The organism is Streptomyces capitiformicae, from assembly GCF_002214185.1.
GTDB lineage: Bacteria > Actinomycetota > Actinomycetes > Streptomycetales > Streptomycetaceae > Streptomyces > Streptomyces capitiformicae.
In genome coordinates this window covers 7,342,579-7,362,919 of record NZ_CP022161.1, presented here as the reverse complement: position 1 = coordinate 7,362,919, position 20,341 = coordinate 7,342,579, and the positions used below count along the sequence as shown (strand labels likewise).

Genomic DNA, 20,341 nt, shown 5'->3' with positions numbered 1-20,341 from the left:
GCTTCTGGAGTCACCCGACCTACGCTGGACATATGAGCGATTACTGCGGAACCGAACCGGCCACCGAGCCGAACCCGGAGCCAACCCTCACCCCAGCCGCCGGGCCGCCCTTCGCCGCCTGTGTGCTGTGCCAGGAGCCCACCGAGTACCCGGAGTCGTACAAGGGGATCACCCTGTGCCCGGTGTGCGAGTGGCGGGAGGCCGAGCGCAACGCCTGTTCAGGGTGAGCGGCGGGTCGTCAGGGCGCAGGCCACGGCGATCGCCACCGCCGTGAGCAGCGCGGCGGCGACCAGGGGCAGGACGGGGACCGGGACGGTCGCGTGCTGCGAGCCTTCGACCAGGGACGTGACCGCCGCGCGGGCCGGGGAGCCCGCGAGCACCAGGGCCAGCAGCGCGCCGAGGAGGAGCGCGGGGACGGCCTGGCCCGGCGAGCGCAGAAGCGGCCAGTTCGTGAGCGTACCGACGGCCGCGCCGAGGAGGGCGCAGACGAGGGCCGCGAGAAGCCCGGCGCCGGCCGCCGGGACCGCCTCGATACGCGTCTGGTGGTCCGTGCTCGTGGGAGCGCTGATGATCGTGACGAAGGCTGTGGCCGCCGCGCCGAGAAGCACGGCCGCCGAGAGCGCGACCAGCAGACACGCCAGGTGCGCCCGGCCCGGTCCGGCCGCCGCTCCCGTACAACTCCGGGCCGCGGGCGGCTCGTTGGTGGCGCAGATACGTACCAGCCAGGCGGCCACGGGCAGCAGCGCGGCCGCCGTGTAGCCGAGCGAGTCGAGCACCGGCTGCCCGCTCTGCACCCCGATGGCGAGGAAGGCCGCGTACAGGATGACGGGCGGCAACCAGCGCTGGGAGCGGAGCAGGAGGGCGGCCTGGTAGCGGAGGAGGGCGGTCATCAGGAGCGTTCCACTTCCAGTTCGCCGGTCACTTCCGGTTCGCTTTCCTCTTCCGGTTCTGCCATCGCTTTCCCGGGCCCCACACTCACCACATGCCACGGCGGCCGAGCCCTCAGCAACGCCCTCAGCAAGGCATCCGACCCCGCCTCCGGAACGGAGAACCGGTGGCTGCCGGCGCCTGTCTCCTCCACATCGGCCGCCAACTTCACCACCTCATCCGGTACTTGCGCACGAGAGGGTCCGCGCGCCTCGACGACCACCGCAGGGCCCTCGCCCACCCCTTCCGAAGTCCCCGCCCCCGTACGGAGGTTGAGGGCGCCCCCGGCAACCGCGTAGGTCGCGTCCGGCACCCCCGCCAGCCGACGCGGATCGTGGTCGACGAACACCACGGCGGCCCCGGCCGCGGTCCGCTCGACGACCACCCGCTCCAACTCCTCGCGGGCGTCGGCGTCGAGGCCGGTCCACGCCTCGTCGAGGACGAGCAACTCCGGTTCCGCGAGGAGCGCTTGGGCGACGGCGACCTTCTGGCTGCTGCCCTTGGAGAGCTGGGCCATCGGCGTACGGGCGTACTCGGCGGCTCCGAAGCGTTCCAGCCAGTCGTCGGCGGCACGGGCGGCGGCAGGGCGGTCAAGGCCGTGGACAGCGCCGAGGTGAGTGAGGTACTCGGCGGCGGTGAACGGCAGCGCGGCGGGGAAGCGCTCGGGAACGTACGCCGTTCGCGGGCGCCCCGCCATCCGGCCCTCCGTGGGGGCGTCGATCCCGGCGAGGACACGCAGCAGCGTCGACTTGCCGGTGCCGTTGGCGCCCTCCACGCGGATCAGCGCGCCGGGGGCGACGGCGAGGTCGACGCCGCGCAGGATCCACGGCCCCCGGAACCCGTAGCGGCGGCCGACACCTTCCAGACTCAGCAGTAACTCACGTCCCATGCCCCCATCCTCGTACAACCGTCGTACGGCTGTACGGGCGGCCCATCCGGGAACGGATCTTCCGGCTGGCAGACTGGGCGGGTGAGCACCGGTGACCCGAACTCCCAGGACAGCCCCTTCCGGCACGAGCGGACCTCCCGCGACGAGGCACCGCAGTTCGTGCTGCCGCTGGTCGTGCACATCGAGAAGGCGTCGCCCCCGGCGCGTACGGACGCGTTGGAGACGGCGGCGCGGGCGGTGCTGGTGATGCTCAGCGACGAGCGGTCGGTGGGCGCGGGAGAGTGGGCCGAGGCGATGCGGGACTGGCAGGACGCCCGGATCCGCAAGGTGGTCCGGCGGGCGCGTGGCGCGGAGTGGCGGCGGGCCGAGGCGCTGCCCGGGATCACGGTGACGGGCAAGTCGGCGGAGGTGCGCGTCTTTCCGCCGGTCCCCCTCGACGGCTGGCCCAAGGACCTGGCCCGTCTCCAGGTGTCCGGCACGGACCTCGACGACCCGGAATCCCCGGCCGAGCCCGACCTCTCCGCCCCGGTCATCTGGATGAGCCCGGACCTCGACATGTCCGCCGGCAAGGCCATGGCCCAGGCCGGCCACGGCGCCCAACTCGCCTGGTGGGCCCTCTCCGAGGAGGCCCGCACCGCCTGGCACGATGCCGGCTTCCCCCTCGCCGTCCGCACCGCCACCCCGGCCGACTGGCCCGGCCTCACCGCCTCCGGCCTGCCGCTCGTGCGCGACGCGGGCTTCACGGAGATCGCCCCGGGCTCGTGCACGGTCGTCGCGGACCATCCGGCGCTGCGCGGCTGAACAGCTGTGTGGATTCCCCGTGCGGCCCGGTCGCCGGACCGCCCCGCACGGGCGGTCCGGGTGATCGGGATCAGCCGCAGTTGAGCGTGGCCTTGGGTCCTACCTTCCACGGGCTGCCCTGGCCGTCGACGACGGCCTGCACGATGACCCTGTGGTCGTGGACCCCGGCGCATCCCGCGGTGAGCCGACGCGACTGGCTGCCGTTCCAGGTCTGCTCGGCGTCATCGGCCCAGCCCCACCAGCGGGAGCTCTGGAGCTTGGCGGTCCACTTGACGCCCTGACTGCAGCCGCTGGTGCGGATCAAGGCGGTCACCCCGGCCCCGCCCCTGGTCGGCGGGTCCAGATCGACCACGCAGGCCAGGGCGCTTACGGGGGAGTTCGTTTCCGGCGTCGCCGCCTGCGCGGGCCCTGCGGCGAGGAGACCGGCGGTGAGGAGCGCGGAACCTGCGGTGGCCGCGGCCGTCATCCGCTTGAGCGGGATTGCCTTCTTCATGGGTTCTCCTTTGATCGACGGTACCGGTCACCTCCAGGTGTAGGGGCCCGGGCGTTGTTCGCGTTCGGGGCACCGGTGCCGAACAAACAACTCCCGAACAACGCGACGACGCCACGGGGGCTGTCCGGCCCGAGTTCTCGTGAGGCGTCCGCCCACCGAACTGGGCGTTCTCGGCCCGTGCAAAGGTCGTTGAACACCCCGGGCTCCCCGTACGTACCTTCCTGCACTGGCCATGTAACTGCCCCAACGACCAGTTGGCTTCACCCGGGAGGATCACTTTGCAGCGTCTCAACGGCTCGGTCATCGCCAGCCTGGCCCTCGTTGTCACCGTCGGCGCGCTGGCGTTCCCCGTATGGTCCTACGCCGACCGGTCGGGCACCGCCCAGGCCAACATGGCGTCCGGCATGGTGAACACCCAGTGGGGTCCGCTGACGGCTTCCGACCGGGACCTGATCGTCCGGGTACGGCTGGCGGGACTGTGGGAGCTGCCGGCCGCCGAGCAGGCGATGCAGCGGTCGGACAGCCCGGCCGTCAGGGAGGCCGCCGACCACCTGATCGTGGGTCACAAGGACCTCGACGAGCGGGTGCGGAACGTGGCCTCCCAGCTGGGCGTCGAGCTGCCCAACGTGCCGAACGCGCAGCAGCAGGCCTGGCTCCAGCAGATGAACAACGCCACGGACGACCAGTACGACCGGGTGTGGGCGAATCTGCTGCGCTCGGCCCACGGCAAGATCTTCCCGGCGATCGGGCAGGTGCGGAACGGCACCCAGAACACCCTGGTGCGCCAGCTCGCCTCGGACACCAACCAGACCGTGCTCGACCACATCACGATGCTGGAGAAGACCGGCGAGGTCGACTTCGACGCCATCGCCAACGGCACGATCTGACGCGGCCCCACGGCACGGACCGGGCCTGTCGCAGCCAGTGACAGGGCCCGGCCAAGCCGAGGCAGCACCCCACCCCCCAAGCAACGTTCAGTCCCCAACGATCAGTTGGTTTCCTCCGGGAGGCTCTTTTGCGACGCTCCAAGGGCTCTGTCCTCGTCGCCGTGGCGGTCGTCGGCACGATCAGTGCGGTCGCCTACCCCGTGTTCTACTCGTACCCCAACCGCAACGCCGCGGCGGCCGCGGCCGTGCCCACCGGGGACACGGTGACCACGCAGTGGGGGCCGCTGACCCCGGCCGACCGCGACCTGCTCATCCGCGTGCGGCTGGCAGGTCTGTGGGAGCTGCCGGCCGGGCAGCAGGCGCTGGAGCGCAGTGGCAGCAAGTCCGTCAGAGAAGCCGCCGACCACCTGATCGTGGGCCACGCCGACCTCGACAAGCGGTCACGGGTCATCGCGGCGAAGCTGGGCGTCGAGCTGCCGAACCAGCCGACGGCGCAGCAGCAGGGCTGGCTGGACCAGATGACCGCCGCCAAGACCGAGGCCGAGTACAACAAGACCTGGGCGAACCTGCTGCGTGCCGCCCACGGCAAGATCTTCCCGGCGATCGCCACCGTGCGGAACTCCACCCGCAACACCCTGATCCGCCAGTTGGCCTCCGACGCCAACCAGACCGTGCTCGACCACATCACGGTCCTGGAGGGCACCGGCGAGGTCGACTTCGAGACCATCGCCAACAACTCGGTCAGCGGTACGGCGAGCCCCACCGGACCGCCGCCGCCCGTCCCCGGTCAGGTGCCGCCCGCCGCGCCCGCCGCCGAGCCGTCCACCAACCCCCGCGTGAGCTCGGTCCCGTCGCCGACCACGCCCGGCCTGGTCCCGACCGGCCGTCCGGACCCGGAGGAGCTCAACAAGGAACAGGGCGAACCGGTCGTCCCGTAGCCACCGAAAGCGGGGCCACCGGAAGCAGTGGCCTCCGGAAGCTCAAATGTTGCTCTGAAGGTCCCCTCCCCGGGGTTCGGCCCCGGCTGCCGGGGCCATGACTCCGTCACGCCGGAACACGGGTCCGCCGTAAGGAGACGACACGCGGGTCCTGGTGAAGCCGTGACCGAGGAGGGGACGATGGAGCAGATCAGGCAGTTGGGGGCGGGGATCGGCTGGCGGCCGGAGATCGCCGACGCCGTCGAGGGCATGGCCGGACCGTCGGGCCGGGTCGACTGGGTCGAGGTCGTCGCCGAGAACGTCTGCCCCGGCCACATCCCCGAGTCGCTGCTCCGCCTGCGCGAGCGGGGTGTCACGGTCGTCCCGCACGGCGTCTCGCTCGGCCTCGGCGGCGCCGACCGCCCCGACGAGCAGCGGCTGCGCGACCTCGCCGAGCGCGCGGAGGTCCTGGGCGCGCCTCTCGTCACGGAGCACATCGCGTTCGTACGGGCGGGGGGTGCCCTCACCGCGTCGCCGCGGCTGGAGGCCGGACACCTGCTGCCGGTGCCGCGTACCCGGGACGCGCTGGACGTGCTCTGCGAGAACGTCCGCATCGCGCAGGAGGCGCTTCCCGTGCCGCTCGCGCTGGAGAACATCGCGGCCCTCATCAACTGGCCCGGCGAGGAGATGACGGAGGGCCAGTTCCTGTACGACCTCGTCGACCGCACCGGAGTCCGGCTCCTCATCGACGTGGCGAACCTCCACACCAACCACGTCAACCGGGGCGAGGACCCCGCCAAGGCGCTCGACGAGCTGCCAGTCGAGGCCATCGCGTACGTCCATGTCGCGGGCGGCTTCGAGCGCGACGGCGTCTGGCACGACAGCCACGCCCACCCGGTCCCCCAGCAGGTCCTCGACATCCTCGCCGACCTGGCCTCCCGCGTGACCCCTCCGGGGGTCCTCCTGGAGCGCGACGAGAACTTTCCCGAGCCGGGCGAGCTGGAGCGGGAGTTGGGGGCGATCCGAGGGGTCCTGGAGAAGGCCGAGGTACGGGGTCCCGAGGAGAAGGCGGCGCCGTCAGCGGAGGCCGAGGCCGAGGCCGCTGAGGAAGCCGGGGAGGCCGAGCCCGCCGCCCGGCAGCGGCTCGGGCTGGCGCAGGCCGCGCTGCTGTCCGCGCTGGTCGGCGGGACGCCCGTGCCCGAGGGGTTCGACCGGGTGCGGCTGGGCGTGCAGGCGCGGGCCCTCGCGGCCAAGCGGGCGGATGTGGTGGGGAAGGTGGCGCCGGAACTCCCGGAGATCCTCGGGAAGGTGTACCGGCCGGCCTTCCTCGCGTACGCGCAGGGCCACCCGATGACCGACGGTTACCGGCGCGACGCCCTCTCCTTCGCCGAGCACGTGCTGCTGGAACAGGGGCTGGAGGACGCGACCGCGAAGCGCGCGTTGCGTACGTGGTGGCTGGAGCGGTCGGGCCCGGCCCCGCTCTCACGGCGCCCGGCCGCCCGCCTGGCGCGTGCGACCCGCAGGGTGCTCCTGCGCCGTTGAGCCGGGGTAGGGGGCTTCTGGTGGATCTCCGCGGCGGCACGGATGTCCACCAGAAGCCCCGTCGCCCCGAGATGTGCTGCGATTAACAAACCCGTGCCCCCCGCACGGGTTTCACGCCTGCTTGAAAGGCATTTCATAGCTTCTGTCCGCCGGTCCGCTTACCCCATCCGGCGCGCTTTGTCCCGTCCTCAACCCTTCCTCCCCGTACGGCAGTTGGCGTAGACCGGGCAGTAACATGCCAGTTCTCAAGCCAATCAGCACCCGAAACGCACTAGCGTGCGGTGCCGCGAGCAGGAGGCACCATGCGATCCACCCACCACAGCGGAAGACTCGTCAGCGGGACCGGACTCATCGTCGCCGGGCTGACCGCGACCCTTGTGGCGATGGTTTTCCCGATCTGGTCGTACGCGGACCGCTCCGGCACCGGCGTGGCCACACTGAACGCGTCCACGGTGTCGACGCAGTACGGTCCGTTGTCCGCGCTGGACCGGGACTTCATCACCAAGGTCAGACTGGCGGGACTCTGGGAGCTGCCGGCCGGGCAGCAGGCCCAGACGAAGGGCACCACCGAGGCCGTACGGACCGCCGGGAACCATCTCGTCGAAGGGCACACCCACCTCGACGCCCGGGTCCGCGATGTCGCCGCCCGGATCGGCCTGCCGCTGCCCAATCAGCCGAGCGACCAGCAGAAGGCCTGGCTGGAGACGTTGAGCGCGGCGCAGGGCGAGACGTACGACCGGGAGTTCGCCAACATTCTGCGTCTGGCGCACGGCAAGGTGTTCTCCGTCGTCGCCCAGGTCCGGGCGACGACTCGTAACTCGCTCGTCCGTGATCTCGCCGACGCCGCCAACACGACCGTGCTCGACCACATCCGGGTCCTGGAGGCCACGGGGTTGGTCGACTACGACGCGATCGCCCGGGAGGCCGCGTCCGCGAGCGCGCCGCCGATCACCAACTCTCCGGCGCCGCCGGCGCCGTTGAACGATCCCGCCTCGCCGATTCCGGTGACGCCGTCCCCGACGGCACCGTCGCCCACGCCGTCGTCGGCGGATTATTCGCTGCCGCCGGCCGCACAGGGGCCCCGCGGGTAGCGCGACACCTCTCCACGGTCCTTTACGGAATCGTCGGGTCGGTTCGCGCCCCGCGGCGAAGCCCCTGATCAACACCGCCCCGCGCCCCTGAAAGACCAGGGGCGCGGGTGATCCGCCTAAGCGAGCCCTGCCACCAGCTCCGCCACCGACTTCCTGCGCCCCGTGTAGAACGGAACCTCCTCGCGGACGTGCATGCGGGCCTCCGAAGCGCGCAGGTGGCGCATGAGGTCGACGATGCGGTAGAGCTCGTCGGCCTCGAAGGCGAGGAGCCACTCGTAGTCACCGAGGGAGAACGAGGCGACCGTGTTGGCGCGGACGTCCGGGAAGCCGCGGGCCATCTTGCCGTGGTCGGCGAGCATGCGGCGGCGGTCCTCGTCGGGCAGCAGGTACCAGTCGTAGGAGCGCACGAAGGGGTAGACGCTCACGTAGTTGCGCGGGGTCTCGTCCGCCAGGAACGCGGGGATGTGCGAGCGGTTGAACTCGGCGGGGCGGTGCAGCGCCATGTTCGACCAGACCGGCGTGAGGGCGCGGCCCAGCCTGGTGCGGCGGAAGAGGTTGTACGCCTCCTGGAGCTGGTCGCTGGTCTCGGCGTGCCACCAGATCATGAGGTCGGCGTCGGCGCGCAGGCCGGACACGTCGTACGTACCGCGGATGGTCACGTCCTTCGCGGCGAGCTGGTCGAACAGCTCCTGGACCTCGTCGGCGTAACCGGCGCGGTCCTCCGGGAGCACGTCCTTCAGCTTGAACACGGACCACAGCGTGTAGCGGATGACCTCGTTGAGGTCCTTGGCCAGCTTGCCCTTGTTCGGGATCCGGCCGGACTCGGTGGTGGGGGCGTCGTCGCTCATGTTCTTATTCTCCCGCTCCGCCGTGCAGGCTCTGCACCGGGTTGGCCGTGAGGTCCTGCACAGCGCGCAGGTCACCGTGGATCTGGTCGACCGCGGCGGCCGCGCTCGCGATGCAGGCCGGGATGCCGACACCGTCGTACGCCGCTCCGCAGACCGCGAGGCCGGGCAGCTTGCCGATGTGCTCGCGGACGCGGGCCACGCGCGCGTGGTGGCCGACGGGGTACTGGGGCAGGCCGTTGTCCCAGCGGGTGACGCGGGTTTCGAGCGGGGTGGCGTCCAGGCCCGTGGCCGCGCGCAGGTCGTTTCTCGACACGTCCACGAGGTGGGCGTCGTCGCGCTGAAGGATCTCCGTCTCGCCGTAGCGGCCGACGGACGTGCGCAGGAGAAGCAGGTCAGGGTTCTGGTCGGCGATCCAGGCCCACTTCTGGGAGGCGAACGTGGACGCCTTGATGGTCCGCCCGTCGACCGGCGGCACCAGGAATCCGCTGCCCTCGGGGAGGGTGATGTCGGCGCGGCGGTAGGCGAGGGTGACGAGGGCCATGGAGGCGTACTCCACGGCGGCCAGCTCGGCCGCTGCCTCGGGGGCCTCGGCGCGGAGCAGGTCGGCGGCGGCCGGGGCGGGGACGGCCACGACGACGGCGTCGGCGTGCAGGACGCGGTCCCCGGTGCTGAGGCGCCAGCCGCCGTCGGCCTCGCGGCGCAGCTCCGTGACCGGGGTCCGGGTGAGGATCTCGGCGCCGCGCGACGACACCGACTCGGCGACGGCGAGCGGCAGTTGGCCCACTCCGCCCTCGATGCCCATGAAGACGGGGCCGGTCTGCCGGTCGGCGGCCGCGCGGGCCTGGATCTCGCGGACGGCCTCGGTGAGGGAGGTGCGGGTCCGGGCCGCCTGGAAGAGCTGCGGGACCGCCGAGCGCATCGAGATGCGGTACGCGTCGCCCGCGTAGACCCCACCGAGCAGGGGCTCCACCAGGCGGTCGACGACCTCGCGGCCGAGGCGGGCCGCCACGTACTCCCCCACCGCCACGTCGTCGCCGACCTCGGTGCGCGGCAGGTCGGCGTCGCGCTCGATACGGGCGAGCCCCTCGTCGGACAGCACCCCGGAGAGGGCGGAGGCGGTGCCGGGGACGCCCATGACGTGGCCCTTCGGCATGGGGCGCAGGGCACCCCGGGTCCACAGGGAGGCCGTGGCGGTGGCGGGCGGCTGGAGCCGGTCGGCGAGACCGACCGCTCTCGCGAGGGCGACCGCCTCGGGGCGGCGGGCCAGCATCGACTCGGCGCCGAAGTCGACCCGCGCGCCCGCGATCTCGCCGGGCAGCAGCTTGCCGCCGACCCGGTCCGAGGCCTCCAGCACCGTCACTCGCACCCCCTGGTCCAGCAGCCCGTGCGCGGCGGCCAGCCCCGCGATCCCGGCCCCGATGACGACGGCATGCCCGGCGCCCGTACGTGATCCGCTCATGGATCCACCCTCTCAGATGCCGCTGACATCCCTGCGGGGGCATGTGGCCTCGCCGAGTCCGGACCGTGACCGCTTCGGGACCGGATGCCGCCAACGTTCCGGCCGGCTCAGGCGTCGAAGGACCGTCAGCAAGGCGAACAAGCCTGTCACGACCCTCGGGGGTACGCCGCAATGGCCGAAACACACGCACGACGTTCCCGGCGGCCCGCTGGGGCCCTGGCCGCCCTGTTCCTCGCCGCCGCCCTGGCGCTCACCGGCTGTGGCGCCAATGGCGACAGCTCGGGTGGCACAACGGCCTCCGACAGCAAGGCGGACATGTCCGGCCGGCAGGAGGGCGCCCTGAACGGCGACAGCGGCAGCGCCCAGAGCAGCGGTGAGGCCGCCGACGCGCCGATCAAGGTCGCCCCGAGCCACATCATCCGCACCGCCTCGCTGACCGTGCGGGTCAAGGACGTACCGAAGGCCCTGGACGAGGCCCGCACCGTCGCCGAGAACGCCGGCGGCTTCGTCGCCGACGAGTCGACGACCCGCGACGGCAAGGATCGCGAACGCACCCGTGTCGTCCTGCGCGTGCCCACCGAGAAGTACGAGGAGGTCCTCGGCGAACTGGAGGGCACCGGCAAGCTGATCGAGCGCAAGACCAAGGCCGAGGACGTCACGGAGCAGGTCGTCGACGTGGAGAGCCGTATCAAGACGCAGCAGGCCAGCGTGGCCCGTATCCGCGAGCTGATGGACCGGGCGACCAAGCTGAGCGATGTGGTCACCCTGGAGGGCGAGTTGAGCACGCGTCAGGCGGACCTGGAGGCGCTGCTGGCCCAGCAGGAGTCCCTGAAGGACCGCACGAGCCTCGCCACCATCACGCTGTCCCTGTCCGAGACGGCGGTGAAGAAGTCGGACAAGGACGACGACCCCGGCTTCGTGGACGCGCTGGCGGGCGGCTGGAACGCGTTTGTCGCCGTGTTCCGCTGGCTGGCCATGGCCCTCGCCGCGGTGTTCCCCTTCGCCGTGGCCACGGCCCTCGTCCTGCTGCTGTGGTTCCGCCTCACCCGCACGCGTCGGCCGCGCCCGGCAGCGGCGACGCCGGACGAGAGCGAGAGTGAGGAGAGTTGAGCCGACAGGACTGAAATGCGGGGCCCTCGTAGCGTGTTCCCATGAACATGAGCCGTACAGATCGCCCTTCTGATCGTTCGAAGGAACGCCTGGTCGTCATCGGCGGTGACGCGGCGGGCATGTCTGCCGCGTCACAGGCGCGACGGCTACGGGGCCCTGACGAGTTGGAGATCGTGGCGTTCGAGCGCGGCCACTTCTCCTCCTACTCCGCGTGCGGGATTCCGTACTGGGTCGGCGGCGACGTCCCCGAGCGGGACCGGCTCATCGCCCGCTCGCCCGAGGAGCACCGGGCCCGCGACATCGATCTCCGGATGCGTACGGAGGTCGTGGAGATCGATGTCGAGGGTGCGCGCGTACGCGCGCGGGACGTCGATTCCGGCGTGGAGTCCTGGACCTCGTACGACAAACTCGTGATCGCGACCGGCGCCCGCCCGATCCGCCCGTCCCTGTCCGGCGTGGACGCGCCCGGTGTGCACGGCGTGCAGACCCTGGACGACGGCCAGGCCCTCCTCGACTCACTGTCCGCCACCGAGGGCCGCCGCGCGGTGGTCGTCGGCGCGGGCTACATCGGTGTGGAGATGGCCGAGGCGCTGATCAACCGCGGGTACGAGGTCACGGTCGTCAACCGCGGCAAGGAGCCCATGTCCACGCTCGACCCGGACATGGGTCGCCTGGTGCACAAGGCCATGGAGGGCCTCGGCATCATCATGGTCAACGACTCCGAGGTCACCGGCTTCCGCACCGGCGACGACGGCCGGGTCGGCGCGGTCGTCACGGCGGACGCCGAGTACCCGGCGGACGTGGTGGTCCTGGGCATCGGCGTACGCCCGGAGACGGAACTGGCGAAGGCGGCGGGCCTGCCGCTGGGCGACCGCGGCGGCCTGCTCACCGACCTCTCCATGCGGGTGCGCGGCCACGAGAACATCTGGGCCGGCGGCGACTGCGTGGAGGTCCTCGACCTGGTCTCCGGCCGCGAACGCCACATCCCCCTCGGCACCCACGCCAACAAACACGGCCAGATCATCGGCGCCAACGTCGGCGGCGGTTACGCCACCTTCCCCGGTGTCGTCGGCACCGCCGTCAGCAAGGTCTGCGACCTGGAGATCGCCCGCACGGGCCTGCGAGAGAAGGACGCGCGCAGGGTGGGCCTCCAGTTCGAAACGGTCACCATCGAGTCGACAAGCCGCGCCGGCTATTACCCCGGCTCCGCCCCCATGACGGTCAAGATGCTCGCCGAGCGGCGCACGGGCCGCCTCCTGGGCGTCCAGATCGTGGGCAGGGAGGGCGCGGGCAAGCGGGTCGACATCGCGGCCGTCGCCCTGACAGCGGGCATGACAGTCGAACAGATGACGAGCCTGGACCTCGGTTACGCCCCACCGTTCTCCCCGGTCTGGGACCCCATCCTGGTGGCGGCGAGAAAGGCGGTGGCGGCGATCCGTTCGAGCGTCTGACTAAACGGCCGAGGAATTCCCACTGATCCGATCAATGGCCTGCATCGCCTGATCCGCCGGAGGCCGCGGCGGCAACGAGGACACCGACGCCGACGCCGAAGTCACCGCGGGCGCCCCCGTGGCCTGCGCCGGCTTGGCATGCGCGGCAGCCGCCCGCACGGACCGCAACCGATGACTGACCGCCTCATCAAGGGTCACCGGCCGCTGCATCCGCGCGGCGAGTCGCCCGGCCTCCTGGCCGAGCGCGGCAACGTCTTCCCAGGGCAGCCTCACCACCAGGGCGATCTCAGCCTCACCGTCGGGCGTGGCGTGCATCGGAGGCATCACTCGGTCGTTCATCGCCTGTTCCTCACGTAGATCCGCGGTTGAGGAGTCATACGCACGCCCAGGCGCCCGCGTTCAGCGCGCGGTCTGTGTGTGGACGTACTCCACGAGGCGGGTCAGCGCGTCCGGGTTCGTGGACGGCAGGACTCCGTGGCCGAGGTTGAAGACGTGGCCCTCCAGGCCGGCTGCCGAGTCCAGCACCTCGCGGGTCTTGGCCTCGACGGCCTCCGTGCCGGCGAACAGGACGGTCGGGTCGAGGTTGCCCTGGAGGGCCTTGCCGGGGCCGACGCGGCGGGCGGCCTCGTCGAGCGGGACGCGCCAGTCGACGCCGACGACGTCCGCGCCGGCCTCGCCCATGAGGCCCAGCAACTCGCCGGTGCCGACGCCGAAGTGGATGCGCGGGACGCCGTACCCGGCGACGGCGTCGAAGACCTTGGCGGAGGCGGGCAGCACCGAGCGGCGGTAGTCCGCGGGAGCGAGCGCTCCGGCCCAGGAGTCGAACAGCTGGACGGCGCTGGCGCCCGCCTCGATCTGCACCTTCAGGAAGGCGGCCGTGATCTCGGCGAGGCGGTCGAGCAGGTCGGCCCAGAGCTCGGGGTCGCCGTACATCATCGCCTTGGCGTTCTCGTACGTGCGGGACGGGCCGCCCTCGACGAGGTAGCTGGCGAGCGTGAAGGGGGCGCCGGCGAAGCCGATCAGCGGGGTCTCGCCGAGCTCGGCGGTGAGCAGCGTGATCGCCTGGGTGACGTAGGAGACGTCCTCGGGGGTCAGGTCGCGCAGCCGGGCGAGGTCGGCGCGGGTGCGGATCGGGTGCTCGACGACCGGGCCGACGCCGGGCTTGATGTCGAGGTCGATGCCGATGGCCTTCAGCGGGACCACGATGTCGCTGAAGTAGATCGCCGCGTCCACCTGGTGCCGGCGGACCGGCTGGAGGGTGATCTCCGTGACCAGCTCGGGCCGCATGCACGACTCGAGCATCGGGATGCCTTCGCGCACCTTCAGGTACTCCGGCAGCGACCGCCCGGCCTGCCGCATGAACCACACGGGTGTGTGCGGCACGGGCTCGCGCCTGCACGCCTTGAGGAAGGCTGAGTTGTACGTGGCGGTCGGCTGGTGGCCCGAGGGGCTGGCGTTGGCACTCACGAGGCAAAGTCTCGCACGCCCGCTTGACAGCGAGGTCCGGGGCTGTGGACAAGCGGAGACGACCGGGGACCCTATGCTTTCAGCCACCGCTCCCGGTGGGCGGCCCGGCCCCCGTTCGCTGAGCGCGATCCGACAGTGACCCAGCGCACGGGTGTCTTGCCCTGCGCCGAGGCCCCGTTCCCCTTAATGTTCCGGCATGGCTGCGGCTCAGGGACGACTGTCGGACGGCGCTGGCGGGATGGACGACGCGAAGGAGGGGGAGCGCGATGCGGTGGAGACGGCGCCGTTGCCGTTCCGCTCCGCCGTCGACGCGCTGAGGGCCACACGGCTGCGGCCGGAGATCGAGATCGACCCGACCAGGCCGCCCCAGCGGCTCGCCCCGTACTCGTACGCGCTGGAGGCCGCGGTCGTCGAGGGCGACGAGGATCTGGCCGACGGCCGTCTCGTCCTGCTGTACGACCCTGCGGGCCACGACGCCTGGCAGGGCTCGTTCCGGCTGGTGACCCTGATCCGGGCCGAGTTGGAGCCCGAGATGGCCGCGGATCCGCTGCTCCCCGAGGTCTGCTGGTCCTGGCTGACCGGCGCGCTGGAGTCCCGCGGCCTGTCGTACGGCGAACCGAGCGGCACGGTGACGCGAGCGAGCTCGCACTATTTCGGCGGTCTGTCCACGCGCCCGGCCGCCTCCCAGATCGAGATCCGGGCGTCCTGGACGCCCCGGGAGGTCCTGGGCGGCGTTCCCGACACCGCCGCGCATCTCGCGTCCTGGTGCGACCTGCTCGCCCAGATCGCGGGGCTGCCGCCGGCTGCCGACCCGGGGGACGCCGCGGTGGTGACGCTGCCGCAGCGGCGGGGCCCGCAGCCGCGCTGAGATCCCCCTCCGGGATTCCGCCTCACCTTCGGACCGTGCTCCATGAGCACGGCCCTTCTTCGTGTGTGCCGCCACGCCGGGTGAGCCGCCACGCCGAACGAAACCATCTCTTTGTCGATACGGCCACTTTCGGCCGCGTATCGACGCGAAGCGACACCGTTCGATCTTCGAATGATCGAAGGCGTGTCCGAATTGCCCGTATTGTTACTCACTAAATCGTGATCATTCTCTAAAGGAGCATGGGTTTGATGCCGAAGATCTCTGTGACCTTGAAACCGCCCCCCATGTCCCGCACCCAGGAGGCCTGGTGTCCGTTCTCCTCGAGCAGCCCGCAAGCCTGGTCGCCTACCGTCCGAACAAGCCGACCGCGATGGTGGTGGTGGCCGATCCGCGCGTTCGGTCGACCGTCACCCGTCACCTGTGGGCTCTCGGTGTACGCGACGTCATCGAGGCCTCGTCCATCGCGGAGGCGCGTCCCCGCGTCGGCAACCCCCGCGACATCTGCGTCGCGGACGTCCACCTGCCGGACGGCTCCGGCCTGACCCTTCTCTCGGAGACCCGCGCGGCGGGGTGGCCCAACGGCCTCGCCCTCTCCGCCGCCGACGACATCGGTGCCGTACGCAACGCCCTCGCGGGCGGTGTGAAGGGGTACGTCGTGACCGGCACCCGCACCAACATCGGACTGCCCACCCGCCCCGGCGCCGCCCCCATCGGCTCCGCCGCCCGTATGCACCGCCGCCCCCCGGGTGCCCCGAGCCACCCGGGCGGCTACCGGGAGCTGTCGGGCCGCGAGGTCGAGGTGCTGCGCCTGGTCGCGGAAGGGCAGTCGAACAAGGCGATCGGCGTCTCGATGGGCCTGTCCGCGCTCACCGTCAAGAGCCACCTCGCCCGCATCGCCCGCAAGCTCGGCACCGGCGACCGGGCCGGAATGGTGGCGGTGGCCCTGCGCACCGGAATCATCCATTGATGTCCGGCTCCTTACGGTACGCCGGGAATATTCACTGACACGTGTGATACATGACTGGTTTACGACCCCTGCAGGCCCGTCGACGGAACGTTCCGTCGGCGGGCCATGTCCATACACGGATACCCTTGACAGGTGACCGACGCCCAAGAGACCGCAGCAGACAGCACCCTGCGAACCACCGGAGGCGCCCCTCCGGACGATGGCGGATCTTCTGAAGCGGGGGCGCCGATCCCTTTGCTGGAGCCCCGAGACGGCATTCCGCCCGTGATCGCCGATGAGTCCTCGCTCGCCGAGGTGATCGCCGCCTTCGCCGCCGGCTCCGGCCCCGTCGCCGTGGACGCCGAACGCGCGTCCGGATACCGCTACGGCCAGCGCGCCTATCTCGTGCAGCTGCGCCGCGAGGGCGCGGGCACCGCGCTCATCGACCCCGTCGCCTGCCCCGACCTCTCCGGTCTCGGTGAGGCGCTGTCCGGGGCGGAGTGGGTGCTCCACGCCGCCACCCAGGACCTGCCCTGTCTGCGCGAGATAGACATGGTCCCGACCCGGCTCTTCGACACCGAGCTGGCCGGACGGCTCGCCGGTTTCCCCCGCGTCGGCCTCGGCGCGATGGTCGAGAGCGTCCTCGGCTACGTCCTGGAGAAGGGCCACTCCGCCGTCGACTGGTCGACCCGCCCCCTGCCCGAGCCGTGGCTGCGCTACGCCGCCCTCGATGTGGAGCTCCTCGTCGATCTGCGCGACGCCTTGGAGAAGGAGCTGGACCGGCAGGGCAAGCTCGAATGGGCCCGGCAGGAGTTCGACGCGATCGCGGCCGCGCCGCCCGCCGAGCCGCGCAAGGATCCCTGGCGTCGTACGTCCGGCATGCACAAGGTACGGCGTCGGCGGCAGATGGCCGTCGTACGGGAGCTGTGGGAGGCGCGGGACCGGATCGCGCAGCGGCGGGACGTGTCGCCGGGCAAGGTGCTCAGCGACGCGGCGATCGTGGAGGCGGCGCTGGCGCTGCCGGGCAACGTGCACGCGCTGGCCGCGTTGAACGGGTTCGGGCATCGGATGGGGCGGCGGCAGCTGGAGCAGTGGCAGGCCGCGGTGGACCGGGCGAAGGCGTTGTCCGACTCCGCGTTGCCGGCGCATGGGCAGCCCGTGGCGGGCCCTCCGCCGCCGAAGGCCTGGGCCGACAAGGATCCGGCCGCCGCGGCCCGACTGTCGGCGGCTCGGGCCGGGGTGAGTGCACTGGCCGAGCAGCTCAACATGCCTCAGGAGAACCTGATCACTCCGGACACCGTGCGGCGGGTCTGCTGGGAGCCGCCGGGCACGATCGACGCCGAGGCGGTGTCCAAGGCGCTGGTCGGGTACGGGGCGCGGGCCTGGCAGGTGGAGCTGGTCACGCCGGTGCTGGTGGGGGCGCTGACGGTGGTGGCGAAGAATGCCTGACCGCCAGGGATGAGCGCTACTTCGTCGCTCCCCTCGTGAAGCCGTTGTAGATGAACCTCTGCAGGGCCAGGAACACGATCAGGGTCGGCAGGATCACCAGGACGGCTCCTGCCGAGATCGTTTCCCAGTGGGCGCCGAAGGGGCCCTTGAAGCGGAAGAGGGATGTGGAGATCACGCCGCGGTCGTCGGAGGGCATGTAGAGGAAGGGGATGTAGAAGTCGTTGTAGACGGTGATCCCCTTCACGATGACGACCGTGGCGACCGCGGGTTTCAGGAGCGGTAGGACGATCTTTCGGTAGATCGTGAAGGCGTTGGCTCCGTCGAGGCGGGCGGACTCGTCGAGGGAGATCGGGATCGACCGTACGAACTGCAGGAAGATGTAGATCGAGACGATGTCGGTGCCCATGTAGAGGGCAATCGGGGCCCACAGCGTGTCGAACATGCCGAAGCTGTCGACGATCTGGAAGGTCGCCACCTGGGTGGTGACACCCGGGACGAGGGTGGCGATCAGGAAGAGTGCCACGACCAGCTTGCGGAAGCGGAACGTGAAGCGGTCGATGGCGTAGGCGGCCATCGAGCCGATGAGGACCGTTCCGGTGATGGCGAAGAAGAGGATGAAGGCCGTGTTGCCGAAGGCGGCGAGCATCTCGCCGTCCTGGAACGCCGTCACGTAGTTCTCGAAGTTCAGGAGATTGTCCGGCAGCGTGAGTGCGCCGCTGTCGTCCGCCATCTGCCGTTCGGTCTTGAGCGAGGTCAGCAGGACCGCCAGGAGGGGCAGCAGGACGACCGCGGACGCCAGCACCAGGGACAGATACGTGAGCGTCCGGGCGACTTGGCGGCGTACGACCGGTGTGGAGAGCGCGAGCGTCATGTGAGGTCCACCTTGTCGTCCGGTACGAGGCGGCGCTGCACCCAGGTCACCGCGAGGATGATCAGCAGGAGGACGACCGCGGCGGCCGAGGCGAGGCCCGTCTTGTTGAAGCGGAAGGCCAGGTCGACGGTCTGGATCACGAAGGTCTCGGTGCCGGTGGCGCCGCCGGTCATGATGTACGGGATCTCGAAGACCGAGAGGGAGCCGGAGATCGAGAGGATCACGCTCAGGCTCAGGACCGGCCTGATGCCGGGGGCGATGATGTGGCGGAACTGGTGCCAGCGGTTCGCGCCGTCGAGCTCCGCGGCCTCGTACAACTCCCCCGGGATCGACTGGATCGCGCCCAGGAACAGGACGAAGTTCAGGCCCATGTAGCGCCAGACGGAGACGCCGGCCAGGGAGATGTTCGCCGAGGTGGAGGTGGAGAGCCAGGCGTGGTCGGACTCGTATCCGAAGAGGGCGAGGACCGAGTCGAGGGTGCCGCCGTCCTGGAAGAAGTAGAGGAAGGCGAAGCCGATCGCGACGCCGTTGATCAGGTACGGGAAGAACAGGACGCCCTTGAAGAAGTTCCGGAAACGGATGTTGAAGCTGAGGATCGTCGCGAAGTAGAGGGCGGCGGCGATCTGGACGGCGGAAGCGGCCAGGTAGTAGGCGCTGACGAAGAAGACCCGGAACAGTTCGGGACGGGTGAAGATCTCGACGTAGTTGTCGGCGCCCGTGTAGTCCAGCTCGGGGCTGACGCCGTCCCAGTCGGTGAAGCTGTACGCCAGCATGTTGGCGACCGGCGCGTACGTGAAGACGATCAGGAGAGCGAGCGGGGCGGCCAGGAAGAGCCAGGGGGTGGCTTTCCCCCAGAGGCGCACCCGGCGAGGGGCGCGCGTCCGGGGAGACGGTGGCGCGACCACCGGAGGCCGCGCCACCTTCTCAGTCGTCTGGGGCATCAGGACCCCACGGTCTTCTGGGCCTCTGTCCAGCGCTTGCCGAGGTCGTCGAGGAAGTCGTCCACGTCGCCGTCCTTGGCGCCGCGGGCGAGGTCGACGAGGTCCTGGCGGTACTCGGGCGCGTAGATGCCGACCTCCGAGGCTCTGTCGATGTCCTTGACCGCTCCGCCCTTGGTGTCGTCGAGTTCGATGAGCTCGACGCCCTGCTCCTCGTACGGCTTGAGGGCCTCGGGCAGTGGGGCATCACTGAGGGTCGCGATCGAGAGGTTGTCCTCGGCGTAGCCCGACTTCTCGGTGAACCAGTCGATCCAGGCGCGGGCCGCCTCCTTGTGCTCGGAGTGGATGCTGACGGCCTGGTTGTAGTCGGGGGTGGCGGTCGCGCAGGCCTTGCCGTCGACGCGGGCGGGGAACGGCATGAACCCGATGTCGTCGGGGTCGGCGCCGGCCTTCTCCGCCGCCTGCCGGAACTGGATGACCGCCCAGCTGCCGAGCCAGGCCGTGGCGATCTCGCCCTTCGCCAACTGGGGCTTGGAACCCTCCCAGTTGGTGGTCGTCGGGTCCTTCTCGATCAGGCCCTGGTTCACGATGTCGTACAACAGCCGGTCACCGACGCGCAGTTCGCCGTCCTCGGCCCACGGATTGCCCTCGGCCAGCGCGGCGGTGGCCCCGGTGTCGCAGCTGACCGAGCCGTTGACGTACGTCCACTGGGTCAGCGGCCACTGGGCCGCGAAGTTGGTGTAGTACGGGACGGCGTCGGTCTTGGACTTGATGGCCTTCAGCGCGGTGAGGAACTCCTCCGGGGTGGTGGGCCACTCGGTGACGCCGGCCTCGGCCCAGATCCGCTTGTTGTAGAGGAAGCCGGGGGTCGCGCCCATCGGGCTCTGGCCGTAGACCTTGCCGTCGACCGTGGTGAAGCCGGTGAAGCGGTACTTCTTGCTGAGCTCCTCCTGGGTGCCCAGCGAGGCGAAGAACCTGGGATAGTCGTTCTTATTGATGACGTTCGGGATCATGAGGACGTCGCCGTAGTTCTCCGTGTTCATACGGATCTTGACTTCTTCCTCGTAGTCCGTGATCGCGTCGAACTTCACCTTCACCTTCGGATAGGTCTTGCTGAACGCATCCGCGTACTTCTTCATCGTGCCGTCCTGCACCAGGTCCGTCCGGTGGGTGAGGACCGTGATGGTTCCGGACACCTGTGACGGGTCGTCGGCCGCCTTGGCGTCGGCGCCCTTCGAACTTCCTCCGCTGCCTGTGCAGCCCGCGGCGAGGAGTACGGCGGCGAGGAGTGTTCCGGTGCGTGCGAGTGTCCTTCGGTTCCTTCGGTTCCTTCGGTGGTTCATGTGCACCAGCTCCGTTCGGGACGGACGAGCACGAGTGGGTTGGC

Annotated in this window: 21 protein-coding genes; 11 read left to right on the top strand and 10 right to left on the bottom strand. The window is 70.7% G+C overall.

Annotated elements, in window-relative coordinates; genetic code table 11:
* Nucleotides 1-32: 32 nt before the first annotated feature.
* Nucleotides 33-227, top strand: coding sequence for a hypothetical protein (locus CES90_RS32905; protein ID WP_189780478.1), 195 nt, complete (start codon nt 33-35; stop codon nt 225-227).
* Here CES90_RS32905 and CES90_RS32900 read toward each other — a convergent pair.
* Together CES90_RS32900 and CES90_RS32895 are read right to left on the bottom strand one after the other, a co-directional pair.
* Nucleotides 219-890 (bottom strand): ABC transporter, encoded by a 672-nt coding sequence (locus CES90_RS32900; RefSeq protein ID WP_189780479.1) that lies wholly within the window; start codon nt 888-890, stop codon nt 219-221. The two genes, CES90_RS32905 and CES90_RS32900, sit on opposite strands and share 9 nt — an antisense overlap.
* Nucleotides 890-1,816, bottom strand: coding sequence for an ABC transporter ATP-binding protein (locus CES90_RS32895; protein WP_189780480.1), 927 nt, complete (start codon nt 1,814-1,816; stop codon nt 890-892). Before CES90_RS32895 ends, CES90_RS32900 begins: the two co-directional genes overlap by 1 nt.
* Nucleotides 1,817-1,897: 81 nt before the next feature.
* Between CES90_RS32895 and CES90_RS32890 the strand changes: the two genes are divergently transcribed.
* Nucleotides 1,898-2,617, top strand: coding sequence for an aminoacyl-tRNA hydrolase (locus CES90_RS32890; RefSeq protein WP_189780481.1), 720 nt, complete (start codon nt 1,898-1,900; stop codon nt 2,615-2,617).
* 70 nt (nt 2,618-2,687) lie between these two features.
* Here CES90_RS32890 and CES90_RS32885 read toward each other — a convergent pair whose 3' ends face one another.
* Complete coding sequence (locus tag CES90_RS32885) at nt 2,688-3,110, bottom strand: hypothetical protein (protein WP_189780482.1); 423 nt, start codon at nt 3,108-3,110, stop codon at nt 2,688-2,690.
* Between the two features lie 278 nt (nt 3,111-3,388).
* Here CES90_RS32885 and CES90_RS32880 point away from each other — a divergent pair, with 278 nt between their 5' ends.
* The 4 genes from CES90_RS32880 to CES90_RS32865 all read left to right on the top strand — a co-directional run bounded on the left by CES90_RS32880 (nt 3,389) and on the right by CES90_RS32865 (nt 7,547).
* On the top strand, nt 3,389-3,997 hold the full coding sequence (locus CES90_RS32880; protein WP_189780483.1) for a DUF4142 domain-containing protein: 609 nt from the start codon (nt 3,389-3,391) through the stop codon (nt 3,995-3,997).
* A 128-nt stretch (nt 3,998-4,125) separates the two neighbouring features.
* Nucleotides 4,126-4,935: a DUF4142 domain-containing protein gene (locus CES90_RS32875; RefSeq protein ID WP_189780484.1), complete on the top strand. Its 810-nt coding sequence runs from the start codon at nt 4,126-4,128 to the stop codon at nt 4,933-4,935.
* A 180-nt stretch (nt 4,936-5,115) separates the two neighbouring features.
* Nucleotides 5,116-6,456, top strand: a complete 1,341-nt coding sequence (locus CES90_RS32870) for a DUF692 domain-containing protein (protein ID WP_189780485.1) — start codon at nt 5,116-5,118, stop codon at nt 6,454-6,456.
* Nucleotides 6,457-6,758: 302 nt separating this feature from the next.
* Nucleotides 6,759-7,547 (top strand): DUF4142 domain-containing protein, encoded by a 789-nt coding sequence (locus CES90_RS32865; RefSeq protein ID WP_189780486.1) that lies wholly within the window; start codon nt 6,759-6,761, stop codon nt 7,545-7,547.
* A gap of 116 nt (nt 7,548-7,663) precedes the next feature.
* Here the strand turns inward: CES90_RS32865 and hemQ are convergent, their stop codons facing one another.
* Together hemQ and hemG are read right to left on the bottom strand one after the other, a co-directional pair.
* The gene (gene hemQ / locus CES90_RS32860) at nt 7,664-8,395 is read right to left on the bottom strand and encodes a hydrogen peroxide-dependent heme synthase (RefSeq protein WP_189780487.1); all 732 of its coding nucleotides are present in this window, start codon (nt 8,393-8,395) and stop codon (nt 7,664-7,666) included.
* Between the two features lie 4 nt (nt 8,396-8,399).
* Nucleotides 8,400-9,854, bottom strand: coding sequence for a protoporphyrinogen oxidase (hemG, locus tag CES90_RS32855; RefSeq protein WP_189780488.1), 1,455 nt, complete (start codon nt 9,852-9,854; stop codon nt 8,400-8,402).
* 171 nt (nt 9,855-10,025) lie between these two features.
* On the opposite strand from hemG, the gene CES90_RS32850 reads away from it, so the two are divergent.
* A complete protein-coding gene (locus CES90_RS32850) occupies nt 10,026-10,964 on the top strand; it encodes a DUF4349 domain-containing protein (protein ID WP_189780489.1) in 939 nt (312 codons plus the stop codon).
* Between the two features lie 41 nt (nt 10,965-11,005).
* The gene (locus CES90_RS32845; RefSeq protein ID WP_189780490.1) at nt 11,006-12,415 is read left to right on the top strand and encodes an FAD-dependent oxidoreductase; all 1,410 of its coding nucleotides are present in this window, start codon (nt 11,006-11,008) and stop codon (nt 12,413-12,415) included.
* Here CES90_RS32845 and CES90_RS32840 read toward each other — a convergent pair whose 3' ends face one another.
* The gene (locus CES90_RS32840) at nt 12,416-12,754 is read right to left on the bottom strand and encodes a hypothetical protein (RefSeq protein ID WP_189780491.1); all 339 of its coding nucleotides are present in this window, start codon (nt 12,752-12,754) and stop codon (nt 12,416-12,418) included. It lies immediately after the preceding gene.
* 60 nt (nt 12,755-12,814) lie between these two features.
* A complete protein-coding gene (hemE, locus tag CES90_RS32835) occupies nt 12,815-13,882 on the bottom strand; it encodes a uroporphyrinogen decarboxylase (RefSeq protein ID WP_189780492.1) in 1,068 nt (355 codons plus the stop codon).
* A gap of 238 nt (nt 13,883-14,120) precedes the next feature.
* Between hemE and CES90_RS32830 the strand changes: the two genes are divergently transcribed.
* The 3 genes from CES90_RS32830 to CES90_RS32820 all read left to right on the top strand — a co-directional run bounded on the left by CES90_RS32830 (nt 14,121) and on the right by CES90_RS32820 (nt 17,145).
* Complete coding sequence (locus tag CES90_RS32830) at nt 14,121-14,750, top strand: DUF3000 domain-containing protein (protein WP_189780707.1); 630 nt, start codon at nt 14,121-14,123, stop codon at nt 14,748-14,750.
* Nucleotides 14,751-15,057: 307 nt separating this feature from the next.
* The gene (locus CES90_RS32825; RefSeq protein WP_033529424.1) at nt 15,058-15,717 is read left to right on the top strand and encodes a helix-turn-helix transcriptional regulator; all 660 of its coding nucleotides are present in this window, start codon (nt 15,058-15,060) and stop codon (nt 15,715-15,717) included.
* A 132-nt stretch (nt 15,718-15,849) separates the two neighbouring features.
* The gene (locus CES90_RS32820) at nt 15,850-17,145 is read left to right on the top strand and encodes an HRDC domain-containing protein (protein WP_189780493.1); all 1,296 of its coding nucleotides are present in this window, start codon (nt 15,850-15,852) and stop codon (nt 17,143-17,145) included.
* A gap of 16 nt (nt 17,146-17,161) precedes the next feature.
* On the opposite strand, the gene CES90_RS32815 is transcribed toward CES90_RS32820, so the two are convergent.
* From CES90_RS32815 to CES90_RS32805, 3 genes are read right to left on the bottom strand one after another with little or no spacing between them, the layout of a single operon-like run.
* On the bottom strand, nt 17,162-18,016 hold the full coding sequence (locus CES90_RS32815) for a carbohydrate ABC transporter permease (protein WP_189780494.1): 855 nt from the start codon (nt 18,014-18,016) through the stop codon (nt 17,162-17,164).
* On the bottom strand, nt 18,013-18,957 hold the full coding sequence (locus tag CES90_RS32810) for a carbohydrate ABC transporter permease (protein WP_189780495.1): 945 nt from the start codon (nt 18,955-18,957) through the stop codon (nt 18,013-18,015). Before CES90_RS32810 ends, CES90_RS32815 begins: the two co-directional genes overlap by 4 nt.
* Nucleotides 18,957-20,297: an ABC transporter substrate-binding protein gene (locus tag CES90_RS32805; RefSeq protein ID WP_189780496.1), complete on the bottom strand. Its 1,341-nt coding sequence runs from the start codon at nt 20,295-20,297 to the stop codon at nt 18,957-18,959. The genes CES90_RS32810 and CES90_RS32805 overlap by 1 nt, the downstream gene beginning before the upstream one ends.
* Nucleotides 20,298-20,341: the final 44 nt, after the last annotated feature.